This is a genomic window from Acetobacter nitrogenifigens DSM 23921 = NBRC 105050, assembly GCF_000429165.1.
GTDB lineage: Bacteria > Pseudomonadota > Alphaproteobacteria > Acetobacterales > Acetobacteraceae > Acetobacter > Acetobacter nitrogenifigens.
On record NZ_AUBI01000003.1, the window covers coordinates 288342 to 306705 of the forward strand.

Here is an 18364-nt window from a genome sequence, read left to right on the forward strand (position 1 = left end):
GAGGGAACTTACCGCATCTGTTGAGGCACGACGGCGCCAGCCTGTGAGGGGCCTTCATATCCTGTAGCCGTCACGCCGCCAAGCACCCTGGAGTCGGCCGCATCCGATTGAGTCAACCCAGGCAGATCCAGGCCCATCGGGAGGCCACTGCCCTGAAGGGCCTCTTTCAGGAAACTGCGAGCCGCCTCAGGCAGGTGCGTGTACCGTCTGACCGCTGCATTTATGCAGATATCCGGCTTGATAAGGAACAGGCGTTCCGTGACGTCTTGCATCTCGTCGGAATTCGCGGCGCCGCCAGTCGCGTTGAGGCTCGCAAGCGCAGCGAGATGCAGCAACAGGAGCGACGTTCGTGTCGGCGTAACGCTCAAGCGCGCCCGCGCCCAGGACGCGGCTTCCTGAAAGCGCCCAGCCAACAGGTCGATCAGGAGGATATCGCTGTCAACGAGCTCGGTGAAGGGGTGGGTCGCATGGCGGGTCTGAAACTCGGCCATAACCTCGAAGGCTTCGGCAAACTGCCCCTGCGCTAGGCGCCGATAAGCTTCCCCGATAGCGACCAGATCGACGCCAGCAGCTTTCGACGTCAGTTCCTCAAGCAGCGCCAGCCCGTAAGTCTGTTCCCTGGACATAGTCAGGAGCAGGCGGCCAAGAAGCATTTTGCCGCTAATGCTGTCGGGCGCAACCTGAAGCAGTCGGCGCGTGACTTCCACACCGCGTTTGAGGCTTTGCTCGCGTACAGTGTCCCATTGCTCGCAAGACTGAAGCAAAGACGTCAAGCCTGACACCAGCAGCAGAAACGGGTGGTCCGGCTCATGCAGCAACGCATGGTGCAACAGATTGCTGGCTTCGGTATAAACCGAAGGATCGCCTCTCGTCATAAGCGCTAGCGCGCGGAGTCCGGCTTGAAGGGGTTGCAACTCGTCGGCAGTACGGCTTGCCACGCTTCTCGCCTCGGCCAACGCGACGCGCCATACTATCTCGGTGACTATGCCGCTCACGTAGGAGTCGATGGCGCTTTGAGCGAAATCGACTCGCGTCGCCCAAACGATGACGCCGCCTCGCCGCCGATCGGTCACGCGCACGAGCAGTCGAAGCGTGCCATCGGGTGCGCTCGCGGTCGTGGACGCCAGCTGTAAACGGTGTTCGACAAGGAAATCCGCGTCGGACGCATCTTGTCGTTTTGATTCCCTCGCTGAGTTTGCGTGAGGCGTGGGGCCGTCGTTCGCATTGGGCGGCACCACGCCCAGAAGGGAAAACTGGGCGAGACCGGTCGCGATCGACTCCGCGATATCTTCGGACACCTCCCGTAAGTCGTCGTTGTCTTGGCGGGGCTTGGCTGACGTAAAGGCGATCGACGCTACGTAAGGCGGCGTAGGGGTCGATAAGGCGGAGTCGGCGTTGGTTGAAGGGACGTTTGCGCCGGACGCGAGCGGGCTGGAGTGCGGCTGGGGCGAGCCGCCGCGCGCGGCCTTCAGATCTGAGATTATCGCCATGGTCGCAGCGCCTGGCTCCGCGCCGAGGGCATCCCGAAAAGCAGACAGGCACTCTTCGGCGGCCACCAGCGCGCTACCGCCGTCGTTGCGTCGCGCCAGTTCGCGCAGGACCGTCTTCCACGCGTTTTCGTTCAGTCGGTCGAATTTCAGGACCCGGGTCGCGGCGGTGAGGCGCAGTTCCGGATCGGACTGATAGAGCATCGCCTGCTCGAACGTGGCGATAAGATGCTGATGCAGTCGCGTGCGTTGCTGCGACAGCCACTCGTCAAGAGCCGGGTCCACGTTGCTGAGATCGGACAGAAGAGTTCCGCTGATCTCAGGCAGCTTGAGGACATTTTGGGGAGTCGCATTCAGATAGCGTTCGACGTCGACCGTCGTGAGTACCGGCTTGAGCGCCAGGGCATGGCGCTGGACATCGATTACATCTGCTCCTAGCGGGCTTAATGCATCGGCCAGCCGATGAATCTCCTGACGAAGGGAGGCGCGCGCCTGCTCGTCGGAGCGTCTGCTCCATAAAAGATTCGCCAGAGCGCGTCGGGATACCGGCCGTCGATCAGACATCGCCAGAATAGCCAGAAGCCCTCTGGTTTTCGCGCCTGTTGGAGTGATGGTCGTTCCGTCAAGCATGTGGGCCGCAGTAGCCCCCAGAAGTTCGACCCTGAGGATGGCCGCGTCAGATTTACGCAATCCCGGTTTGGCCAGGTCAAACAAAGCCATGAACAAATACCTTTTCGCCAACGCACGAGCGATGTCTCGAATACTCGATCAGCGCCTGAAGTGTTTCCTTGTTGTCCAATGCGCCTAATAAAGTTTCAAACCAGAATTAGCTACATACTTTCATCGTAAAACTTACGGTCAAATTGTTTCGCAGAGATGAACATGCCTTAAGGACACAAGATAGCCGAAATTGATAAAAATACTAAATGCCCGAGGTGTGCGGATGAAAGGTCGCCCGAAGCGTTCTCTCTGCAGCGTTGGCAGGTAATTGTGTCGACGTTTACTTGCCGTAGGTATGCCGGGGGATGAATTTTTGTCTCTGCGCCTGCGCTGCACGAGACTCTGATCACGATTTTTATGTCGATATAAATGATTACGCTTGCATCGTTGTGGGCGGCGATATGAATTTTCCATGCAAATTCAGTATAATAGAAACCTATTTATATTAATTGGGATGTGATGACCGCCAATCTGCTATTTTGACCGGAAACTTTTGAGCCAATTTGCCGTTTTCGGCAGTGAAACCGCCCCTCGGAATTGTGATGCGCAGAAAGATTGCATTCGGTTTTTGTATGAGCGTACCGTCACGTTGAGAATAAAAAGTGCCTAAACAATAATCAGGGCGGGTAGAGTGGTGATCGACAAATCACTCGCGTACAGCAGTAGACGGGAAGATGTTCCACACGCCGAGCGGATTTATAACTCGCTGAGGGATGAGTCCGCCTCAGGCCGATCCGCTCTTTTGGCGTCCTGGATGCGCTCCTTGCGGCACTACGGGCTTGAGCCCGATACCCAAAGGCCTCCCAACCAGCTTTCGGGGGGCGAGTTCTATCAGGTTAGAGAGCGAAACGCCGCGTTGCTGCTGGCTAGCGCGCCGGTCCTCGACCGACTCGCCCTCGCTGTTCGACGGCCCGGATACTGCGTGCTCCTGACGGACCCACACGGCGTCACGCTCGAAAAACGTTGTGACGTCGGAGACGAGGACACGTTTGCGAGATGGGGTTTGACGCCTGCGATGCTGTGGGACGAAGCGCATGAGGGCACCAACGGCATAGGAACCTGTCTGGCCGAGGATCGCGCCCTTACGATTCACCGCGATCAGCATTTTTACACGCGCAATACGCCGCTCAGTTGCACGATGGCGCCCATTCACGATCCGCAGGGGCGGGTGGCTGGCGGCGTCGACATATCGATCTGTGATCAGGAAAGCGACGGGCGGGCCATAGCCCTGCTGTCGCTCGTCGTGGAAGACGCCGCCCGCCGCATCGAGCGACGCCTGTTCAGCGAGCTGTTTTCCGAACGGCGGATAGTGTCGTTCGGGGTCGACGGTCAGGCGTTGTTCGCCCTTGACGACGATGAGGTGATTGTTGGCGCGAACAAGGCTGCGCGGGTTATGTTCCGGTGCTGCAATGACAGCGGTGTCACCCTTCCCGACCTTCTCTCCGTTTCCGGGCATGAAAATCCTGCTCACGCTGCGCACGCTGCGATCCAACGCATGTTGAAACGATGCGGCGGCAACGTGTCCGCCGCCGCCAGGGAGCTGGGGATCAGTCGCGCGACCCTGCACCGTAAGATCAAGCGTCATTCTTCGACGAGCGTCGTAGCGCCCTGATCTTGAGGCCCCGTAGCGCCTGCGGTGAAGGTGGGTTCCCGTCATATCAGAACGTCACCCGGATTCCGCCAAAGCCGCCGATGGGCGCCGATGGGCTGTAGCTGCGGGGGTTGGTCGCGTTAGGCGCCTGAGCAAGATAGACCGAGCTGGTGGGCGAGAACGTGCCGTATGTATAATAGCGGCGGTTGGTCAGGTTCGCGATGCTTCCAAACACTTGCAGGTGCGGGAGAACCTGCACGGCGGTATGAAAATTAAGCACGAAGAAGCCCGGCAGCTTCGAGTTGAGATTTGCCTCGTCTCCGTAGAGATACTGACCTGACTGTAGATCGAAGTCGAACCCGGCCGTCCAGATTGATGTGATGCGCATGTCTACGCCGCCGGTCAGCTTGCTGCTGGGAATGCCCGGCAGCCGGTTGCCCCGCCGCACGGTCACGTCTCCGTCGGCGTCTGCGGCGGGGTTGCTGCCAGCGTCCTCGGTGAAGCTGCTTCTATAAGTCGCCTTGGTGTATGTGTAGTTCAGGTAGGCTGACCACCGAGAAAGTTGCAACGAGAGATGAACTTTCGCGCCCTGCCTGCGAGTGCCGCCAATATTGGCGAAATATGCGCGATTGAGAGTTTCGCTGTTAATAAAGACGATGTCATTGTCAGCGTCTGTGCGAAACAGGCCAAGATCGTAGCTCAGGCTGTTATGTTTTTTGTTGAGCAGGAACCTGCCACGCAGTCCGGCCTCATACGTACGCGCCACGACCTGTTTCAGGTCGGGATCTCCGACAAAAAAGTTCGCCAGACTGCAGGAATTTTCTGGGCCGGCGCAAGACAGTTCAGCCGGCGTGGGCGCTCGGTTGGCTTCCGAGTAGCCGCCGTAGATGTTCGCCCAGTCTGTTAACCGGTAGCTGAGGCCGGCGGCTGGGTTGACGCGACCGTAGGCGTGGTTGCCCGAAAGGTCGCCGCCGTTCTGATCGTGCAGGTTAATTTCGGCAAAGTTATAACGTGCGGAGCCAGTAAGTGAGAGGCGCGGCGTAATGTCGATCGTGTCGGCCACGAATGCGCCGACATAGGTGTCGCTTACGGAAACGCGGACCGGAACATTGTCGCCCGGCTCGTCGATGACCACGCCGGGGCCGTAATAAACGCGCGTATAGGGCGTAAGGCCGCCGATCAGGCTGGTCGCGGAGAACATGGTCTGCGCGCCGTTATAGCTGACGCCCGCAACTTCGTGATTTTTGAACCCGAAAATATTGTGGGTGAAGGTCTCCTGCAGCGACGCGCCATAACTATTGGTGTTCGTCGTCTGCTGATCCATTTCCGAATACATCCCGCCATTCAGAAAATCCGGTATGGTTCCGCCGCCGACGGTCCTGGAAGGCGTGTCGTCGTCGGAACAGAGGAGGCCAGCGTTTTCGCTATCGTCGCATGGCGTGTCGTTGGCGGCGTTACCGTTCAAAACGCGCTGTTGGAAATAGGAATAAAAAGCTTGGCCCTGAATCGAAAGATGTTGGCTGAATTCATGACGGCCGTTCAGGCCGAATTGTATGAATTTGTTCGCCATCAGATTCGGCGCCGTGAACTGCGCCTTGGGGTCGGCGCGAAGCAACTGGATGGGCGAAGTTCCGGGACCGTTGAGAACAGAGTTGGCCAGATCCAGATTTCCGTGGATTTCCGTTCGTTCGTCTTTCCAACCCAGATCCGCGTAAAGAGACTGGATGTCGGAACTTTGCAGGTCGCGCCACCCATCTTCATGCACTTCACGCGCAGCGACGTAGAACGCGGTGTTGCCTCTGCGACCGGCGTATTCGCCTTCGGCCTGAATTTTTCCAAACGACCCGCCGGACATATCGGCCTCGCCGCCCGCTCGCGTATTGAACCCGTTTTTCATGTTGATGTTCAGCGCGCCGCCGAGCGCGTTCAGGCCGAACACCGGGTTTGATCCCTCGACCGCCACTCGGCTGATCGCCATATCAGGGATCAGATCCCAGTTCACCGTGTCGCCGAACGCCTGATTGAAGCGTATGCCGTCCATGTAAACTGCAACGCCCTGCGCCACGCCCTGCAGCGGGGACGCCTCAAAGCCGTTCATCATGACGGTCGGCTGGTAAGGGCTTCCAGAGGCGTAGTTCAGGCTCACGCCCGCAAGCTGTGTGTCGAGAGCGTGCAGGAGGTCTGGCGTCCCTTCGCTCGAGAGAGAGTTCTGGGTCAGGACGGATGTACGTGCCGGCAGGCGGTTGCGATCGATGCTGGAGCCGGGGAGGGGAGACGTGCCGATGACGGTGATGTCCTCAGAATCCTGCGCATAGACGGGGGACGTCGTTGTCGTTGTCGCGGTTTGCGCGAATGCGACCGCAGGACAGCCGAGGCAGACCGCGAACAATCCCCATCTCGTTTCGGTGCGTCGGTAGAGCTTCGAGAGCATGATCGTCGTTCTTGTTTTTCTATGTTGGTTGCCTTGCATCTCATCAGTCGGCACAGTGCGTGTCGACGGGAATAATTCCCGATGAAGAAGAAAATCTCAGAATTTTACCGCAATTGTGAACGACTGTTTGATATGGCGGCTCAGGAACGACGCGGTATGCCCATCCAGACTCTCCGTCAGAGGCTCCTGTTGGCGGTCGCCACCGCGAGCGTCGTCTGCTTCAGCTTTGGCACGATGATTGCAATGATGCGGGCGACCCATTCAGTGCGTGTCGAGTTGTCATCTGCGTTACGCGGCGCGCGGGACGCGGTCACGGTTCTCCCGCCAGCGCTGGTGGACGAGAGGGAGGCGCAGTCGGTATGCGCGATATTCAGGGACAATCGCCATGTGACGGCGCGTGTGGCGTCGCGAGAGGGGCGCGTGCTGTGCGAAGCTGGCCCTCTTGCGTCATCCTCGCCTCCATCATGGTTTTTACGAACTGTCGCTCCGAAGATACCCGATGTTCTTCTCGCCGTCGGGAGCGATGGGCGCACAATCAATCTGTCGGCCGATCCCACGAATGAGGCAGCGGAGCGGTGGTCGGATTTTCTACAGGAAATCGTGGTCGTCGGCGCGCTTTCGGCCCTTATGGCCGGGCTTTGCGGCGCCATAGTTTCCCACGGATTGAGACCGCTCGGCGCGTTGACCTCTGCCTTGTCGCGCTTGGGAAAAGGCGAAGCTGGTGTTGTTCTTTCCGAGCAGGGACCACAGGAAGTGTCCATAGCGGCGGCGGCGTTCAACCGCATGGCCCGAGCCTTGCGTGATGCCGACGAGCGGAACGCTCGATTGCAGGAGCAGCTTGCCTGTATCACGGAGGAGGAGCGCGCGGCGTTCGCTCGCGATCTTCACGACGAGGTTGGAGCTCTTCTGTTCGGCATAAACACGTTCGCGGCGGCGATCGAGCACTCCCTCGTCGGAGGGCGGATCGACACCGCATCGGCCCAGATAAAAACCTTGAAGGAGACGACGCGGTCCGCGCAGCGGATTGTAAGAGAAATGCTTGATCGTCTCCATGGGAATCCGACCTGCGACGTTCCGCTACGCATTGCGTTGGAGGACATGAAGCTATTCTGGAAGGCGGTCGCGCCGTCTGTTGCGATTGATGTGAACATCCAGTGCGACATAGAAAGTCTTAATGAAGAGACACGGGGCGTCCTTGCGCATGTTGCTCAGGAGGCTTTGAGCAATGCAATTCGTCATGGTTCTCCGAAACGGGTCTCGGTATCCGTCGTGAAAGAGAATTCCATGGTGCGGCTCGTGATTCACGACGACGGGAGCGTTCAGGCTTCGTCGACGGGCTTCGGTCTGCTCGGAATGAAGCGCCGCGCGGAAATTGTCGGTGGAAGTCTGGAAATCCGGCAGGGGAGCGGATGGACTGTGATACTGTCCGTGCCGGACGATAGAGCGACTTCCCTGATCGGAGCGTAACTATGAAAATACTGCTGGTCGACGATCATGCCGTGGTGCGCGCAGGGCTTGCGCAATTACTGGCGGCGTCTCTGAACGCACAGGTTTTCGAAGCTTCAGATGAGAACTCTGCTTTAGACTGGCTGCGGCGCCATCGCCCGGATCTGGTCATTGTCGATTTGGGCCTCCCGGGAGCGGGCGGCTTGTGGCTATTGACCCGATTGCGCGATATGGGATTGCGCTGCCTGGTGCTGAGCATGCATGCCGAGGCGATCTATGCGCGTCGTGCGCTGGATGCGGGAGCTTGCGGGTATATATCGAAAAATATCGATGCGAGTGAGTTGTTGCATGCGGTGAAGCAGGCCTTCGAGGGGCGCATCTACGTCGAGAAGCCGATCGCGGAGCAACTGTCCTTGCATTCGGACGTTCTCGGCCGCGATTTCGGAAAGCTCACGGCTCGCGATCTGGATCTGATACGTCTGCTTTCGGAGGGAAAGACATTGAGTGAAATCGCTGCGTGTGTCGACATCAGTTACAAGACGGTCGCGAATGCGATGAGCCTGATCAAGGCCAAACTCGGTGTGTCGAGTACCGCAGATCTGTTGCGGTTTGCGGTGTTGGCGAGGCCCGAACACTGAAAGAGAAAAGGTGATCGGGCTGTCTGGCCCGATCACCCGAAGCGTTAAAAGAAGATGGAGGCGCCAGCGGAAATGGTGCTGTCGTCTTCCTTGAACGGACCGTGCGCGGCGGATCGCGTATGCGCATATTCCGCAACCAGCGTCAGCCAGTCGGTCAGGGCATAGTAACCTGCGCCGATTTCGGACTCGTTGCGCCTTACGAGAGAAGGCGAGTAATCGCCGGGAGCCCGGTAAAGATTGCTGGCGCCATAGCTGCCGATAAGTTTGAATTTTTTCGTGAAGTTGTAGCCAAACTGCACGTAATAGCCTTCGGATGCGCGTTTGCGTCCGTTCGCCGCCACGCCGTCGAAGAACAGGCCTGTCGTGCCAAGGCCGCTGCCGCGATAGTAGTATGCGACCAGTTGCGCGCCGCGCCATGTCAGCTTCGTCCCAATATCGCCAGCCTCCGCCACGACGCTACGTGGACGACCGCCGGTGTCGATGTCGCTGCCGGTCAGGCTTTGCTGGCGCTGGACGAGGAAGCTGGACCAAATTCGGCCCGTCAGCTTGTTGACGGTGAAATCGTATGTGACTTTCCCCTGCACCATAGGCGAGCTGTGGTGGGTCGATGTCGCGGAAAGTCCAGAACCTGCATAGTTGTATTCATCCAAAGGCTGGAAAATTCCGATTGTTCCCTGAAGGCCTTTGTAGACGGGGGAAGCGTAAGAGATTTGCGGAATCCAGTCCGCGTAGACGTAACCGACGCCGATACGACCGAGCGATGTGTTGGCGGGGGCAGCGGTGCCGCCCGTCGAGCCGACGCTCAGCAGCGTCGCGTCACTTAGAATCGCGTCAGATGCGAACAGCGCCAAATCGCGTCCGATTTTCACGGTTCCGAAAGTCTTGGTTCCCGCCGTTATGAATATCTGACGGAAATCGATTCCGGGGGTTCCGAGCCCGACTGCGCTTCCGCCGGAATTGGCGTTGAAGGCGCCGCTCGCGGCGTTGTTCAGGCCAGGATACATGCCCAACGTGCCTGCAAGGTCTATGCCCGATTGCGTCGTCGCGACTTTCAGGATCAGACCCGCAGGAAGCAGGCCGTTACGGACGCCCGACTGGTCGAATTTGCTGGAACCGGTGGATACGCCGCCGGCTACGCCGTGCCCCCCGCCAGGAGAATTATAGCTATAGAAGCCATTGATAAATCCCGATAATGTGATGTCGACGGGACCGGCGGAGAACGTCAAACCCTTGCCCGGAACGTACGGAGCGACGCGTACGACGCTGGCGCTTTTCATGCTCATGCGTGTTTCGGCAAGCGCTTCCTGTGCCGAACGGGCGCTTCGGGCGGCGTCGTCCGCCGCCCGTTGCGCTTCGAACACCACCGGATCTTCGACCGTCGCTGTGGTCGTTCCGTGCGCCGTCGAGGCGCTCCGACGCCCTTTTACGGGCGTCGCGCTCCTGACTTCCGATGCTTGTCCTCTGTGCAAATGTTTAGCAAGCAGCGTGTTGTATTCAGAACCTGTCAAGCTGCCTTTTGCACGAAGAATGTCGAGAAGGTCGCTGTAGTCGTCTGCGCGGGCGAGGCGGGGCGATGTTGCGACCGCGCACCCGGCGGCGACTGTGAGCAGCAGCCCCAGTCGGATGCTGTGTCTTGTCTGCATCTTACGGACTCTTTCTTTTTGCATGTTGCTTTTGAGTCGTAACGATCAGTCGCCTTTGTAGACAAGAGGCGTCTTGGAGGATTTTGCGGCGTCAAAGGTCAGAGCTGTGGACCCGGCGGGCATTCCGTTCTGCTGGAGCAGGAACGCCATGATGTTGACGTACTGATCATGGGTCAGGCTGCCCGGCTGGGTGGCGGGCATGTTCTGGGACACGATTGTGAAGATGTCGCTGACGTGGAAGTTGGCCTTGGGCGAGGCAAAATTTTTGCCCTTGAGCGCGGGTCCAGCCATGCCCTCCAGATTATCGCCGTGGCATTGGGCGCAGTTGTCCGCGTATTCCTTCTTGCCTGCGTCCGCCTGAGCTGACGTGTAGAGCGCGGCGTCTCCCCCGGATGGAGCGGCGGCGGCCGGAGCCGGCGCGTCGGCGGAGGCCAGAATAATCCCCGATTTTTGCGGCGCTGTTGCGAAGGGCTGCACCAATGAGGCCAGCTTCCCGTCATTCTGGAGATCTGCGACGCTTTTCATGAAAGCTGCAGCCGCGCGTTCGTTCTGCGGCGCATACAGTGCGACGACGTTCCAGCGGGAATACGGCTCGCTCAGCGCGTGCATGCAGTAATCCCGCGCGTGATTCTTGTCCGCGAGAGCGGAGACCGCACTTGCGCGCCAGATCATGGCCGCTTGCACCTTGTGCTGGAAAAGCGATGCGAGCGTGTGTTCGTCGTCCGGGCGGATGTCGGCTTGGATATTCGGGTGTTTTGCGAAATACAGGTTGGGCGGCGTCAGATAGGTGACGGCGACCGTCGTTCCCGCCGGGAGCTTGTCCAGCGTGCTGGCGTCGTGCTGGCGCGGCGTAAGCAGAACGAAGCCGGTTTCTCCGTAAGGCGTCGTCGCCTTCGTGCCTTCCGGCGTTTCTCCGCTTGACGCCTCGACCGGGAAGCCGAGAACGAGTTCGCAACGAGACGAAGCAAGTTTCTTAAACTCTTTGACGTCGAAACCGTCATCGTCGCCCCCGGCGTTGCCGTCGAAGGGCACGACAGTCGCGGACGTGTGTTGCTCTTGGGCCACCGCGTCAATGACGCGATGGTCCATGGCCTGTGCCGGGCTGGACTTGTCGATGCATACCGAAATGGCGGCGTTCGCAGCGTGCGGCGGCGCGACGGCCATACCGAGAGCGGCGACGCAGGTCAGGCGGGTTGCGGCGAGGGCGGCGATTTTGAATGCGTTCATGAAATCAACTCCTTAGAGGCCGAACACGTAGAGATGACCGCCGAGCGGAATCGAACGGACCGCCTTGTCCTTCGCCATATCGCCGCCCCAAATCGGCACGCCGCCGCCCCAGCCCGCGTAAACGGCTACGTACTGCTTGTCGCCCACTTTCCATGTCGCAGGCACGCCGATCACGCCGGATGACATTTTCGGACTCTTCCATTTTACGTCGCCTGTTTTGGCGTCGAAAGCGTAGAGATAACCGTCCGCGCTGCCGGAGAACACCAGCCCACCCGCCGTTGCGAGCATGCCGCCGTTCCAGGGCAGGGTGGATTCGAACGACCAGGCCCGCTTGCCAGTGTTCAGGTCGATCGCCTGCACCGAACCCCAATGATCGGGATTCTCTGGATCGTGCATGACGTTGAAGCTTTCGCCGAGGAACGGCAGCCCTGCTTTATAAGAGACCGGGTTGCCCTTCATCTTCATGCAGGTGTGCAGGGTCGGAACGAAAGCCAGATGGTTCTGCGGGTCGACCGCGATCGGCCACCAGTTCTTGCCGCCAAGAAAGCTCGGGCAGGTGAACACTTCCTTGCCGATATCCGGTCGCATCGCGGGATCGGTGATCGCCACGCCGTCCTTGAATCCGGAAACCGACGTCGCATGCGCGAATTTTTCTGCGTAGATGAATTTTCCGTTTTGACGGTCGATGGCGTAGAACCAGCCGTTGCGGCTTGCGCTGACAAGGGCCTTGTAGGGCTTTCCTTCATAGGTCAGGTCGACGAGAACGGGTTCGTTGGTGCCGTCGTAATCCCATGTGTCATGCGGCGTGTACTGATAATGCCATTTGATATGGCCATTATCCGGGTTCAGCGCGATGACGCTGTCGGTATAGAGGTTGTCGCCCGGCCGCAGGGTTGCGAGCCACGGACCCGGGTTGCCGACGCCCCAGATCAGGGAGTCTGTCTGGGCGTCGTAGCTGCCGGTCAGCCACGTCGCGCCGCCGCCGGTCGTGTAGGCGCCCTTCGGCCAGGTGTCGCCGCCGGGCTGGCCGGGCTCCGGAACGGTGAAGGTCTTCCAGTCCTGCTTGCCGGTTTTGGCGTCGAGCGCCGCGATAAAGCCGCGACCGCCATATTCGCCGCCGGAGATGCCGACCATGATCTTGCCCTTCACCACCAGCGGGGCGAGGGTCATGGCGTAGCCGAGATCGGCGGGTTCAAGCTGCACGTCCCAGACGATTTTTCCCGTCTTGGCGTCGAGCGCGAGCACATGGTTGTCGAGCGTGGCCATGTAGACATTATCGCCATACAGCGCCACGCCGCGGTTCACCACGTCGCAGCAGATCGTCTTCAACCCGACTTCGGAGAGGTCGCGCTCATATTTCCACAGGAGCTTGCCGGTGCTCGCCTGAAAAGCCAGCAGGTGGTTTTTCGGCGTGCTGACGAACATGTAGTCGCCGTTGATGATCGGCGGGGCTTCATGTCCGGTTTTGATCCCGGTTTCATAGTCCCAGACAGGCTTCAGTTGTGCGACATTGCCGGTGTTGATGTCGGTGAAGGGCGCGTAGCCCGAACTGGTGTAGTCACGGCGATACATCAGCCAGCCATTGTCTTTCGACGCATTGGCGAGACGGCTGCTGGTGACGGACGAATAGGGTCCCGCGTCTCCGTCCGCCTTCGCGTGCGAGGGGATGGACAACGCAGTGGCGCACGCCAGCGCGGCCCCGAGGGCCAGCGACGGAATGGACCTTCGTGATCTTGTCGCGGTGGCGTTACGAAGAGCGACCTTCATTCCAAAATCTCCCGAGAGGAAGTTTCGCAAGTGAAACTTTAAACCAAGAACCAGAAACCGATCTCGTCGTTCCGTCGTGTGTCTGGCCGTGCGCTTTTTGGGGCGTTGGCCGTGGACGGAGCGGCGAAAGCGATAAGTCGTTCCCTGAACCTGCATGCCTAATAGCGTGACGGATTTTCATTGTTTTGCTTGTCACGATGGACTGTCTGTGCCGCGACGTTACGAATAAGTCACCACGCGTAAATCTGAACGCGCGCCGATATGTCGCAAATCTGCGACGGTTTGCCGTGCAGCGCGACGGAACTGGCTGGCATAGTCATTCTGCGATGCGGCAAGCGCTTTTTTTATGGTTCTGCGTGGGTCAGAGCTGAGCCGTTTTGGTCGTTTCGAATTGGCTCCATAACCTTGTTTTTGCCCCGTTTTTGCCCGATGATGCGACGAGTGTTCGCTCCCGATGTCGCGATTCTGCGACAGGTAGGCAGCGTCAGCTTGATCTGGCGCGGTGACAGGGCGGAAAGGTGACGTAAAGCTTCAGTGGCGGCGCAGAATGAAGAACGCAAAGAGCGCCAGCCGCCAGAAGACCTGTCAGGAGACCTGTATGTTTGGTTTGCGCGTCGAGGGTCGCGGTTGCGGACGTCCTCTCGTCGGAGTTTTCTTTTCTATGGGCCTTGTCATGACGGTCAATGTCGGGGCTTCGGCGCGCGCGGAGGCTCAGGACGTGGAGGCCGGACGCGCGATAGCGACGCAGGGCGTGCTGGCGGGCCACGCCGCCTGCGCGGCATGTCATCTGGAGAGCGGGGCCGGGCAGGCCGAGGCTGCCATCCCACGCATTGGCGGCGTGGCGGCGTCTTACATCAAGCAGCAGTTGACGTTCTTCGCATCAGGCCAGAGGCCCAGTGCGTGGATGACGCAATACGCGAAACAGCTGTCGCCAAAGCAAATCGATGACGTGGCGGCCTATTACGCTGCGCAGGCTCCGGCGGTGGAGGCGCCCCGGATCGCGACGTCCGCCGAGCAGATCGCGCACGGAAATGATCTTTACAAGAAAGGCAATATGTCGGCGCACGTCATGCCGTGCGCCGGTTGCCACGGTCCGGCAGGGCAGGGGCTTGGCGCCATGTTTCCTGCGATCGCCGGGCAGTCGCCATCCTATGTCGTTCAGCAGCTTTCAGGCTGGAAGGCCGGAAAGGACCGCGATCCGATGGGCAAGATGATGATGTCGGAAGTTCACGGCTTGACGGACGAAGAGATACAGGCGCTCGCCGCCTACATTTACACGCTGCCGCAATCGCCGGGCGCCGCGAAATGACAGTCGATATCACGCCGAAAGGCGGTCCCGAAGAACAGGTTGAGGCCATGCAGGAACACCCTTCCGCTGAGACGCAGATCATCCCGCAGGACTGGAGCCCGGAAGCGGTGCGTCCTGTCGGTGCCTGGGTGGTCGCTGGCGTCGTGTTGAGCAGCATTCTGGTTATCTGGGTGCTGGTTTCGTTGATCTTCCTGCACCGGGCGTAGGGTGGGGCAAAAATCATGAGTGGAGATTCCGGGATGACCCCGTTCGATGAAGCCTTCCACGCTTCGGCCGAACGTCACGAGCGGGCGTTCATCGTCTGTGTGATCGTGATGATGGCGCTGCTGACCGTCGCGACGATGTTTTACGTCGTGCATGATTTCGGACTCGTCACCACGACGCAGTCATTTCATTCCGATCCGACGGCGGCGGAACGTGAAGTCGCCGCTGCTGATACAGGCAGGGTCGTCAAGACGGGCCCGAACAGCTACGCAGTGCACATCACCGGAAAAGCGTGGCGCTGGACGCCGGGCGTGATTCATGTGCCGGAAGGCGCGGAGGTCACGTTCTACGTCACCAGTTCCGACGTGCTGCATGGCTTTGAAATTCAGGGCACGCCAGTCAATCTGACGGCTGTTCCGGGCGTTGTCGGCACGGTGAAATACACCTTCCACCGTACGGGCGTGTTTCGCATCATTTGTAACGAGTACTGCGGCATGGTGCATCACGCCATGATCGGGCAGGTCATCGTTGACGCGAGGGCGGCGGAATGAGCGGGCGCGCTTTTACTCCGGGTCCCGTGGTCTATCCTGTGGAAACCGACGAGGGCTGGCGCCCCGAGCGGCGTATGATGCTGCTTTTCCTGATCGCGGGGTTTTGCGCCCTGCTGATCGGCGCGTCGATCGGCCCGCTGCAGGCCTTGAACTATGACGGCGTGAACGCCTATCCAGCCCTTCGCTCGATCTTTCATACCTATTATCAGGGTTTGACGGTTCATGGGGTTCTGAACGGCTACGTCTTCACGTTTTTTGTGACATGTGGCCTTCTGGTTTACCTGCCCGCCCGGGAATTGGGACAGCGCCCAAGTATGGCGCTGTGGGGCGCGTGTTTCGGCCTGATGGCGGTTGGGGCGCTCAGCCTGATCTACGCGATGTTCGACAATTCATCGAGCGTCCTGTGGACGTTCTATCCCCCCTTGAAAGGCAGCCCGTTCTTCTATCTCGGAATGACGATCCTGACTTTGGGCAGCGTGCAGCCGCTACCGATCCTGCTCAAGATGCGGGCGGCGTGGAAGCGGGCGCACCCCGGATGCGTTACGCCGCTGGTGACGTATATGAGCCTTGTCACCATGCTGATGTGGACGCTGGCGGGCGTAGGGGCGTTGTCGGAGCTTATTCTGCAACTCGACCCGTGGTCGCTCGGCCTGATCGGGACAATCGACCCGTTGATCAACCGCACGTTGTTCTGGCTGACGGGGCATCCGATTGTCTATTTCTGGCTGATGCCTGCTTATATTTCCTGGTACGGCCTGCTGTCGCGGCAGGCGGGCGGCAAGCTGGCGTCCGATCCGATGGCGCGGATGACGTTTGCGCTGCTGCTGATCTTCTCGCTGCCGGTCGGTTCGCACCACCAATTCTCCGATCCCGGATTCTCCCAGATCTGGCGCGCGATTCTCGTCGTGCTGACGATGTCTGTCGCGATCCCCAGCATCATCACGGCGTTCACTCTCGGGCTGAGTCTTGAATATGCCGGGCGCATGCGCGGTGGTTTGGGGCTGGTCGGCTGGTTCCGCGCGCTGCCGTGGAGCGACCCGAGCGTGGCGGCGCAGGTACTCGGCGCGCTGACCTTCATCCTTGGCGGCGCCACCGGCATCGTCAACGGAAGCTGGGAACTTGACGCCATCGTCCACAACACGACGTTCGTGCCGGGGCATTTCCATGTGACGGTCGGCAGCGTGACGGCGATGACGTTCATGGGACTGGCGTTCTGGATGATCCCGCATCTGACTGGACGAAAGCTGATCAGCCGCCGCATTGCGCTGTTCTCCGTCTGGACGTGGTTTGTCGGCATGACGATTTTCGCGATCGGCATGCAGTGGGCCGGGCTGTACGGCGTGCCGCGTCGCGCCTGGGTTTCGGCGCTGCCGCATGAAACCTACCACGCCCTCTATGGCGTCGCGGCGACGCCGACGGCGCTGATCGCGGTGGGCGGGGTGATCCTGTGGGTCGCGACTTACAGCTTCTTCCTTGTGTTTTTCGGGACGCTGCTGTTCGGGCGTCGCGCCGAGCGCCCAGCCGTTCCGTTTGCACAGGCCCTGAGCGGACCGGTGAGCCACGAAACTGGCGTCGCCATTCCTGTTGCGACGGGGCATGGCGCGTCGGTTCTTGCCAATCGTCTCGAGCATGTGTGGGCGCTCGTCGGCCTTACCGCCGTCGCGACGGTCGCCGCTTACGTGCCGATCCTCTGGCCGTTCCTGCATAACGTCACCCATTCCCCCGGGTGGGTTCTCTGGTGAGCGGCTCGGCGGACGCGCCCCGCTTCCGCCGATCGGTGTTTCGGGGGTTTTGCGTCGGTGCGCTCGCCCTCGCCGGACTGGCGGCCTACGCTGGGCTCGGCGGCGGGTTCGGGCGTTTTTCAGGGTCACCGCTCGCAGGAGACACAGTTCCTGCCCTGTCGCTGGTGGACGATAAGGGACGCAGCTTCAGTCTTGCTTCCCTTCATGGTCGTGCGGCTCTGGTCTATTTCGGATATGTCCGTTGTCCTGATGTGTGCCCGATGGTTCTGGACTCATTGAAACCGGTGTTCTCTCAACTCGGCGCAGATGCGGACAAAGTTCGGGTCGTTTTCGTGACGCTTGATCCCAAGCACGACACGCCACGGGAACTTCACGATTTCCTCTCCAACTTTGATCCGACGCCTATCGGCGTGACGGGCGAGCCCGGCGCCGTGGCGCAGACGGCGAAGGCCTGGGGGATCGCCTGGTCGGCCTCTGGTGGAGCCGGTCGGATCGACCATACATCCGTCCTCACCCTTGTCGGCCCGGCAGGCCGGGCCGTTGTGCGCTACGGGATGACGCAACTCAACGACCCGGCAGGCATGGCGTCGGACATCAGGGTGGCCTTGAGGGCGGGATGAGGGAATGGACGACCGGGGTCGCTCTTGTCTGGACGGCGACCGCGATCATGGCGGCCTGCGCCGTGCTGTGGGCGGGACGCTCGCGCAGACGCGGTCTGGCGCGTAGCGTCGCAGGCGTCCTCGGGTGTGGGCTTTGGATTGCGGCTGAATGGGGGCTGCACGATCCGCTGGCGTCGATGACGCAATATACGGCGGGCCTGATGGTCATGGGACAGGTGGTTCCGCCGTTTCTGCTTCTGGCGATGCCGGCGGGTGGTTTCATGCTGAACAGGGGTGGGTGGCTGCGCGATCCGATGGTGGCGCTGGTGCTCTTTGCCGGGCTGGGCGTCGCCACCGGGCTGCCGTCCGTGCTCGACAGATCTCTTGCGAACGCCCTGTTCAGCGCGCCCCTGGCGTTGCTGGGCATGTTCACGGGGCTGTTGTTCTGGGCGCAGATTCTGCCCGGCGTCCGGGTGTTGAAGAGCGACTTTCTGGTCGGGGTTCTGGTGCTGGTCGGATCTCTGCCGATGACCGTCATCGCGGTGATCTGGATGGTCTCCTCCCATGTGCTTTACGCGCCTTATCTCGACGTTTTGTGCCGTTGGGATCTGACGCCGTTGCAAGACCAGAGATGGGCGGGCTTCGTCATGCTGCTGGCGGGCATGCCGCTGCAGATCGTCGGACTCTGCTCGCTGCTGCTGGGCGGTGGGCAGCATGAGGGGCAGGCGTCGTGGATGGCGAGCGGAAAGCCTGAGCGAGGCGCCTGACGCCAATTGGCGGTTTCGTGCGGATTGTCAAAATAATTCACTATAAAATATAGTTAAATTTATGTCTTTTCGGATACACACGATACGCAATGCGTATCTGCGGCGTAATGCTTCGTGAAAAATCCTTACAATCAGGTCTAAGAAGAGTGTCTGGCCCTATTCGGTCGAACATTGTGAGGATTTATTGTGCGTTCGAAACGTTATGCGACCTTTTCATTGCGCTCTGTACTTCGGGTGACGTT

The 18364-nt window shown here is 60.0% G+C and carries 14 protein-coding genes; 9 read left to right on the forward strand and 5 right to left on the reverse strand.

Annotated elements, in window-relative coordinates; all coding sequences use genetic code 11:
• Window positions 1–8: 8 nt before the first annotated feature.
• Complete coding sequence (locus tag G442_RS0106250) at window positions 9–2207, reverse strand: BTAD domain-containing putative transcriptional regulator (protein ID WP_026397307.1); 2199 nt, start codon at window positions 2205–2207, stop codon at window positions 9–11.
• 754 nt (window positions 2208–2961) lie between these two features.
• Between G442_RS0106250 and G442_RS0106255 the strand changes: the two genes are divergently transcribed.
• Entirely contained in the window at window positions 2962–3819 is an 858-nt protein-coding gene (locus G442_RS0106255; RefSeq protein ID WP_084440394.1) for a helix-turn-helix domain-containing protein, read from the forward strand.
• A gap of 46 nt (window positions 3820–3865) precedes the next feature.
• Here the strand turns inward: G442_RS0106255 and G442_RS0106260 are convergent, their stop codons facing one another.
• Window positions 3866–6229: a TonB-dependent receptor gene (locus G442_RS0106260; RefSeq protein WP_035376245.1), complete on the reverse strand. Its 2364-nt coding sequence runs from the start codon at window positions 6227–6229 to the stop codon at window positions 3866–3868.
• Window positions 6230–6385: 156 nt separating this feature from the next.
• Here G442_RS0106260 and G442_RS0106265 point away from each other — a divergent pair, with 156 nt between their 5' ends.
• Together G442_RS0106265 and G442_RS0106270 are read left to right on the forward strand one after the other, a co-directional pair.
• Complete coding sequence (locus tag G442_RS0106265; protein ID WP_161628335.1) at window positions 6386–7696, forward strand: sensor histidine kinase; 1311 nt, start codon at window positions 6386–6388, stop codon at window positions 7694–7696.
• Window positions 7697–7698: 2 nt separating this feature from the next.
• Complete coding sequence (locus tag G442_RS0106270) at window positions 7699–8313, forward strand: response regulator transcription factor (protein WP_026397311.1); 615 nt, start codon at window positions 7699–7701, stop codon at window positions 8311–8313.
• 44 nt (window positions 8314–8357) lie between these two features.
• Here the strand turns inward: G442_RS0106270 and G442_RS0106275 are convergent, their stop codons facing one another.
• Genes G442_RS0106275 through G442_RS0106285 form a run of 3 tightly spaced genes read right to left on the reverse strand, consistent with a single transcriptional unit; the run spans window position 8358 to window position 12950 of the window.
• The gene (locus tag G442_RS0106275; protein WP_026397312.1) at window positions 8358–9956 is read right to left on the reverse strand and encodes a porin family protein; all 1599 of its coding nucleotides are present in this window, start codon (window positions 9954–9956) and stop codon (window positions 8358–8360) included.
• Window positions 9957–10001: 45 nt separating this feature from the next.
• Complete coding sequence (locus G442_RS21075) at window positions 10002–11183, reverse strand: c-type cytochrome (protein ID WP_051292014.1); 1182 nt, start codon at window positions 11181–11183, stop codon at window positions 10002–10004.
• A gap of 12 nt (window positions 11184–11195) precedes the next feature.
• Complete coding sequence (locus G442_RS0106285) at window positions 11196–12950, reverse strand: methanol/ethanol family PQQ-dependent dehydrogenase (protein WP_026397313.1); 1755 nt, start codon at window positions 12948–12950, stop codon at window positions 11196–11198.
• A gap of 547 nt (window positions 12951–13497) precedes the next feature.
• On the opposite strand from G442_RS0106285, the gene G442_RS21080 reads away from it, so the two are divergent.
• The 6 genes from G442_RS21080 to G442_RS21095 are packed head-to-tail and all read left to right on the forward strand — an operon-like array spanning window position 13498 to window position 18122.
• Entirely contained in the window at window positions 13498–14259 is a 762-nt protein-coding gene (locus G442_RS21080) for a c-type cytochrome (protein WP_051292015.1), read from the forward strand.
• Window positions 14256–14465, forward strand: coding sequence for a hypothetical protein (locus tag G442_RS0106300; RefSeq protein ID WP_026397315.1), 210 nt, complete (start codon window positions 14256–14258; stop codon window positions 14463–14465). Before G442_RS21080 ends, G442_RS0106300 begins: the two co-directional genes overlap by 4 nt.
• Before the next feature lie 33 nt (window positions 14466–14498).
• Window positions 14499–15014, forward strand: coding sequence for a cupredoxin domain-containing protein (locus G442_RS0106305; protein WP_035376246.1), 516 nt, complete (start codon window positions 14499–14501; stop codon window positions 15012–15014).
• Window positions 15011–16756: a cbb3-type cytochrome c oxidase subunit I gene (locus G442_RS21085; protein WP_051292016.1), complete on the forward strand. Its 1746-nt coding sequence runs from the start codon at window positions 15011–15013 to the stop codon at window positions 16754–16756. The genes G442_RS0106305 and G442_RS21085 overlap by 4 nt, the downstream gene beginning before the upstream one ends.
• Window positions 16753–17376, forward strand: a complete 624-nt coding sequence (locus G442_RS21090; protein ID WP_051292017.1) for an SCO family protein — start codon at window positions 16753–16755, stop codon at window positions 17374–17376. The genes G442_RS21085 and G442_RS21090 overlap by 4 nt, the downstream gene beginning before the upstream one ends.
• On the forward strand, window positions 17373–18122 hold the full coding sequence (locus G442_RS21095; protein WP_051292018.1) for a cytochrome c oxidase assembly protein: 750 nt from the start codon (window positions 17373–17375) through the stop codon (window positions 18120–18122). The genes G442_RS21090 and G442_RS21095 overlap by 4 nt, the downstream gene beginning before the upstream one ends.
• Window positions 18123–18364 lie beyond the last annotated feature (242 nt).

Coding starts and splice junctions, on each gene's coding strand:
- G442_RS0106250 (WP_026397307.1), bottom strand. CDS start 2,207: ATGGCTTTGTTTGACCTGGCCAAACCGGGATTGCGTAAATCTGACGCG.
- G442_RS0106255 (WP_084440394.1), top strand. CDS start 2,962: ATGCGCTCCTTGCGGCACTACGGGCTTGAGCCCGATACCCAAAGGCCT.
- G442_RS0106260 (WP_035376245.1), bottom strand. CDS start 6,229: ATGCTCTCGAAGCTCTACCGACGCACCGAAACGAGATGGGGATTGTTC.
- G442_RS0106265 (WP_161628335.1), top strand. CDS start 6,386: ATGCCCATCCAGACTCTCCGTCAGAGGCTCCTGTTGGCGGTCGCCACC.
- G442_RS0106270 (WP_026397311.1), top strand. CDS start 7,699: ATGAAAATACTGCTGGTCGACGATCATGCCGTGGTGCGCGCAGGGCTT.
- G442_RS0106275 (WP_026397312.1), bottom strand. CDS start 9,956: ATGCAGACAAGACACAGCATCCGACTGGGGCTGCTGCTCACAGTCGCC.
- G442_RS21075 (WP_051292014.1), bottom strand. CDS start 11,183: ATGAACGCATTCAAAATCGCCGCCCTCGCCGCAACCCGCCTGACCTGC.
- G442_RS0106285 (WP_026397313.1), bottom strand. CDS start 12,950: ATGAAGGTCGCTCTTCGTAACGCCACCGCGACAAGATCACGAAGGTCC.
- G442_RS21080 (WP_051292015.1), top strand. CDS start 13,498: ATGAAGAACGCAAAGAGCGCCAGCCGCCAGAAGACCTGTCAGGAGACC.
- G442_RS0106300 (WP_026397315.1), top strand. CDS start 14,256: ATGACAGTCGATATCACGCCGAAAGGCGGTCCCGAAGAACAGGTTGAG.
- G442_RS0106305 (WP_035376246.1), top strand. CDS start 14,499: ATGACCCCGTTCGATGAAGCCTTCCACGCTTCGGCCGAACGTCACGAG.
- G442_RS21085 (WP_051292016.1), top strand. CDS start 15,011: ATGAGCGGGCGCGCTTTTACTCCGGGTCCCGTGGTCTATCCTGTGGAA.
- G442_RS21095 (WP_051292018.1), top strand. CDS start 17,373: ATGAGGGAATGGACGACCGGGGTCGCTCTTGTCTGGACGGCGACCGCG.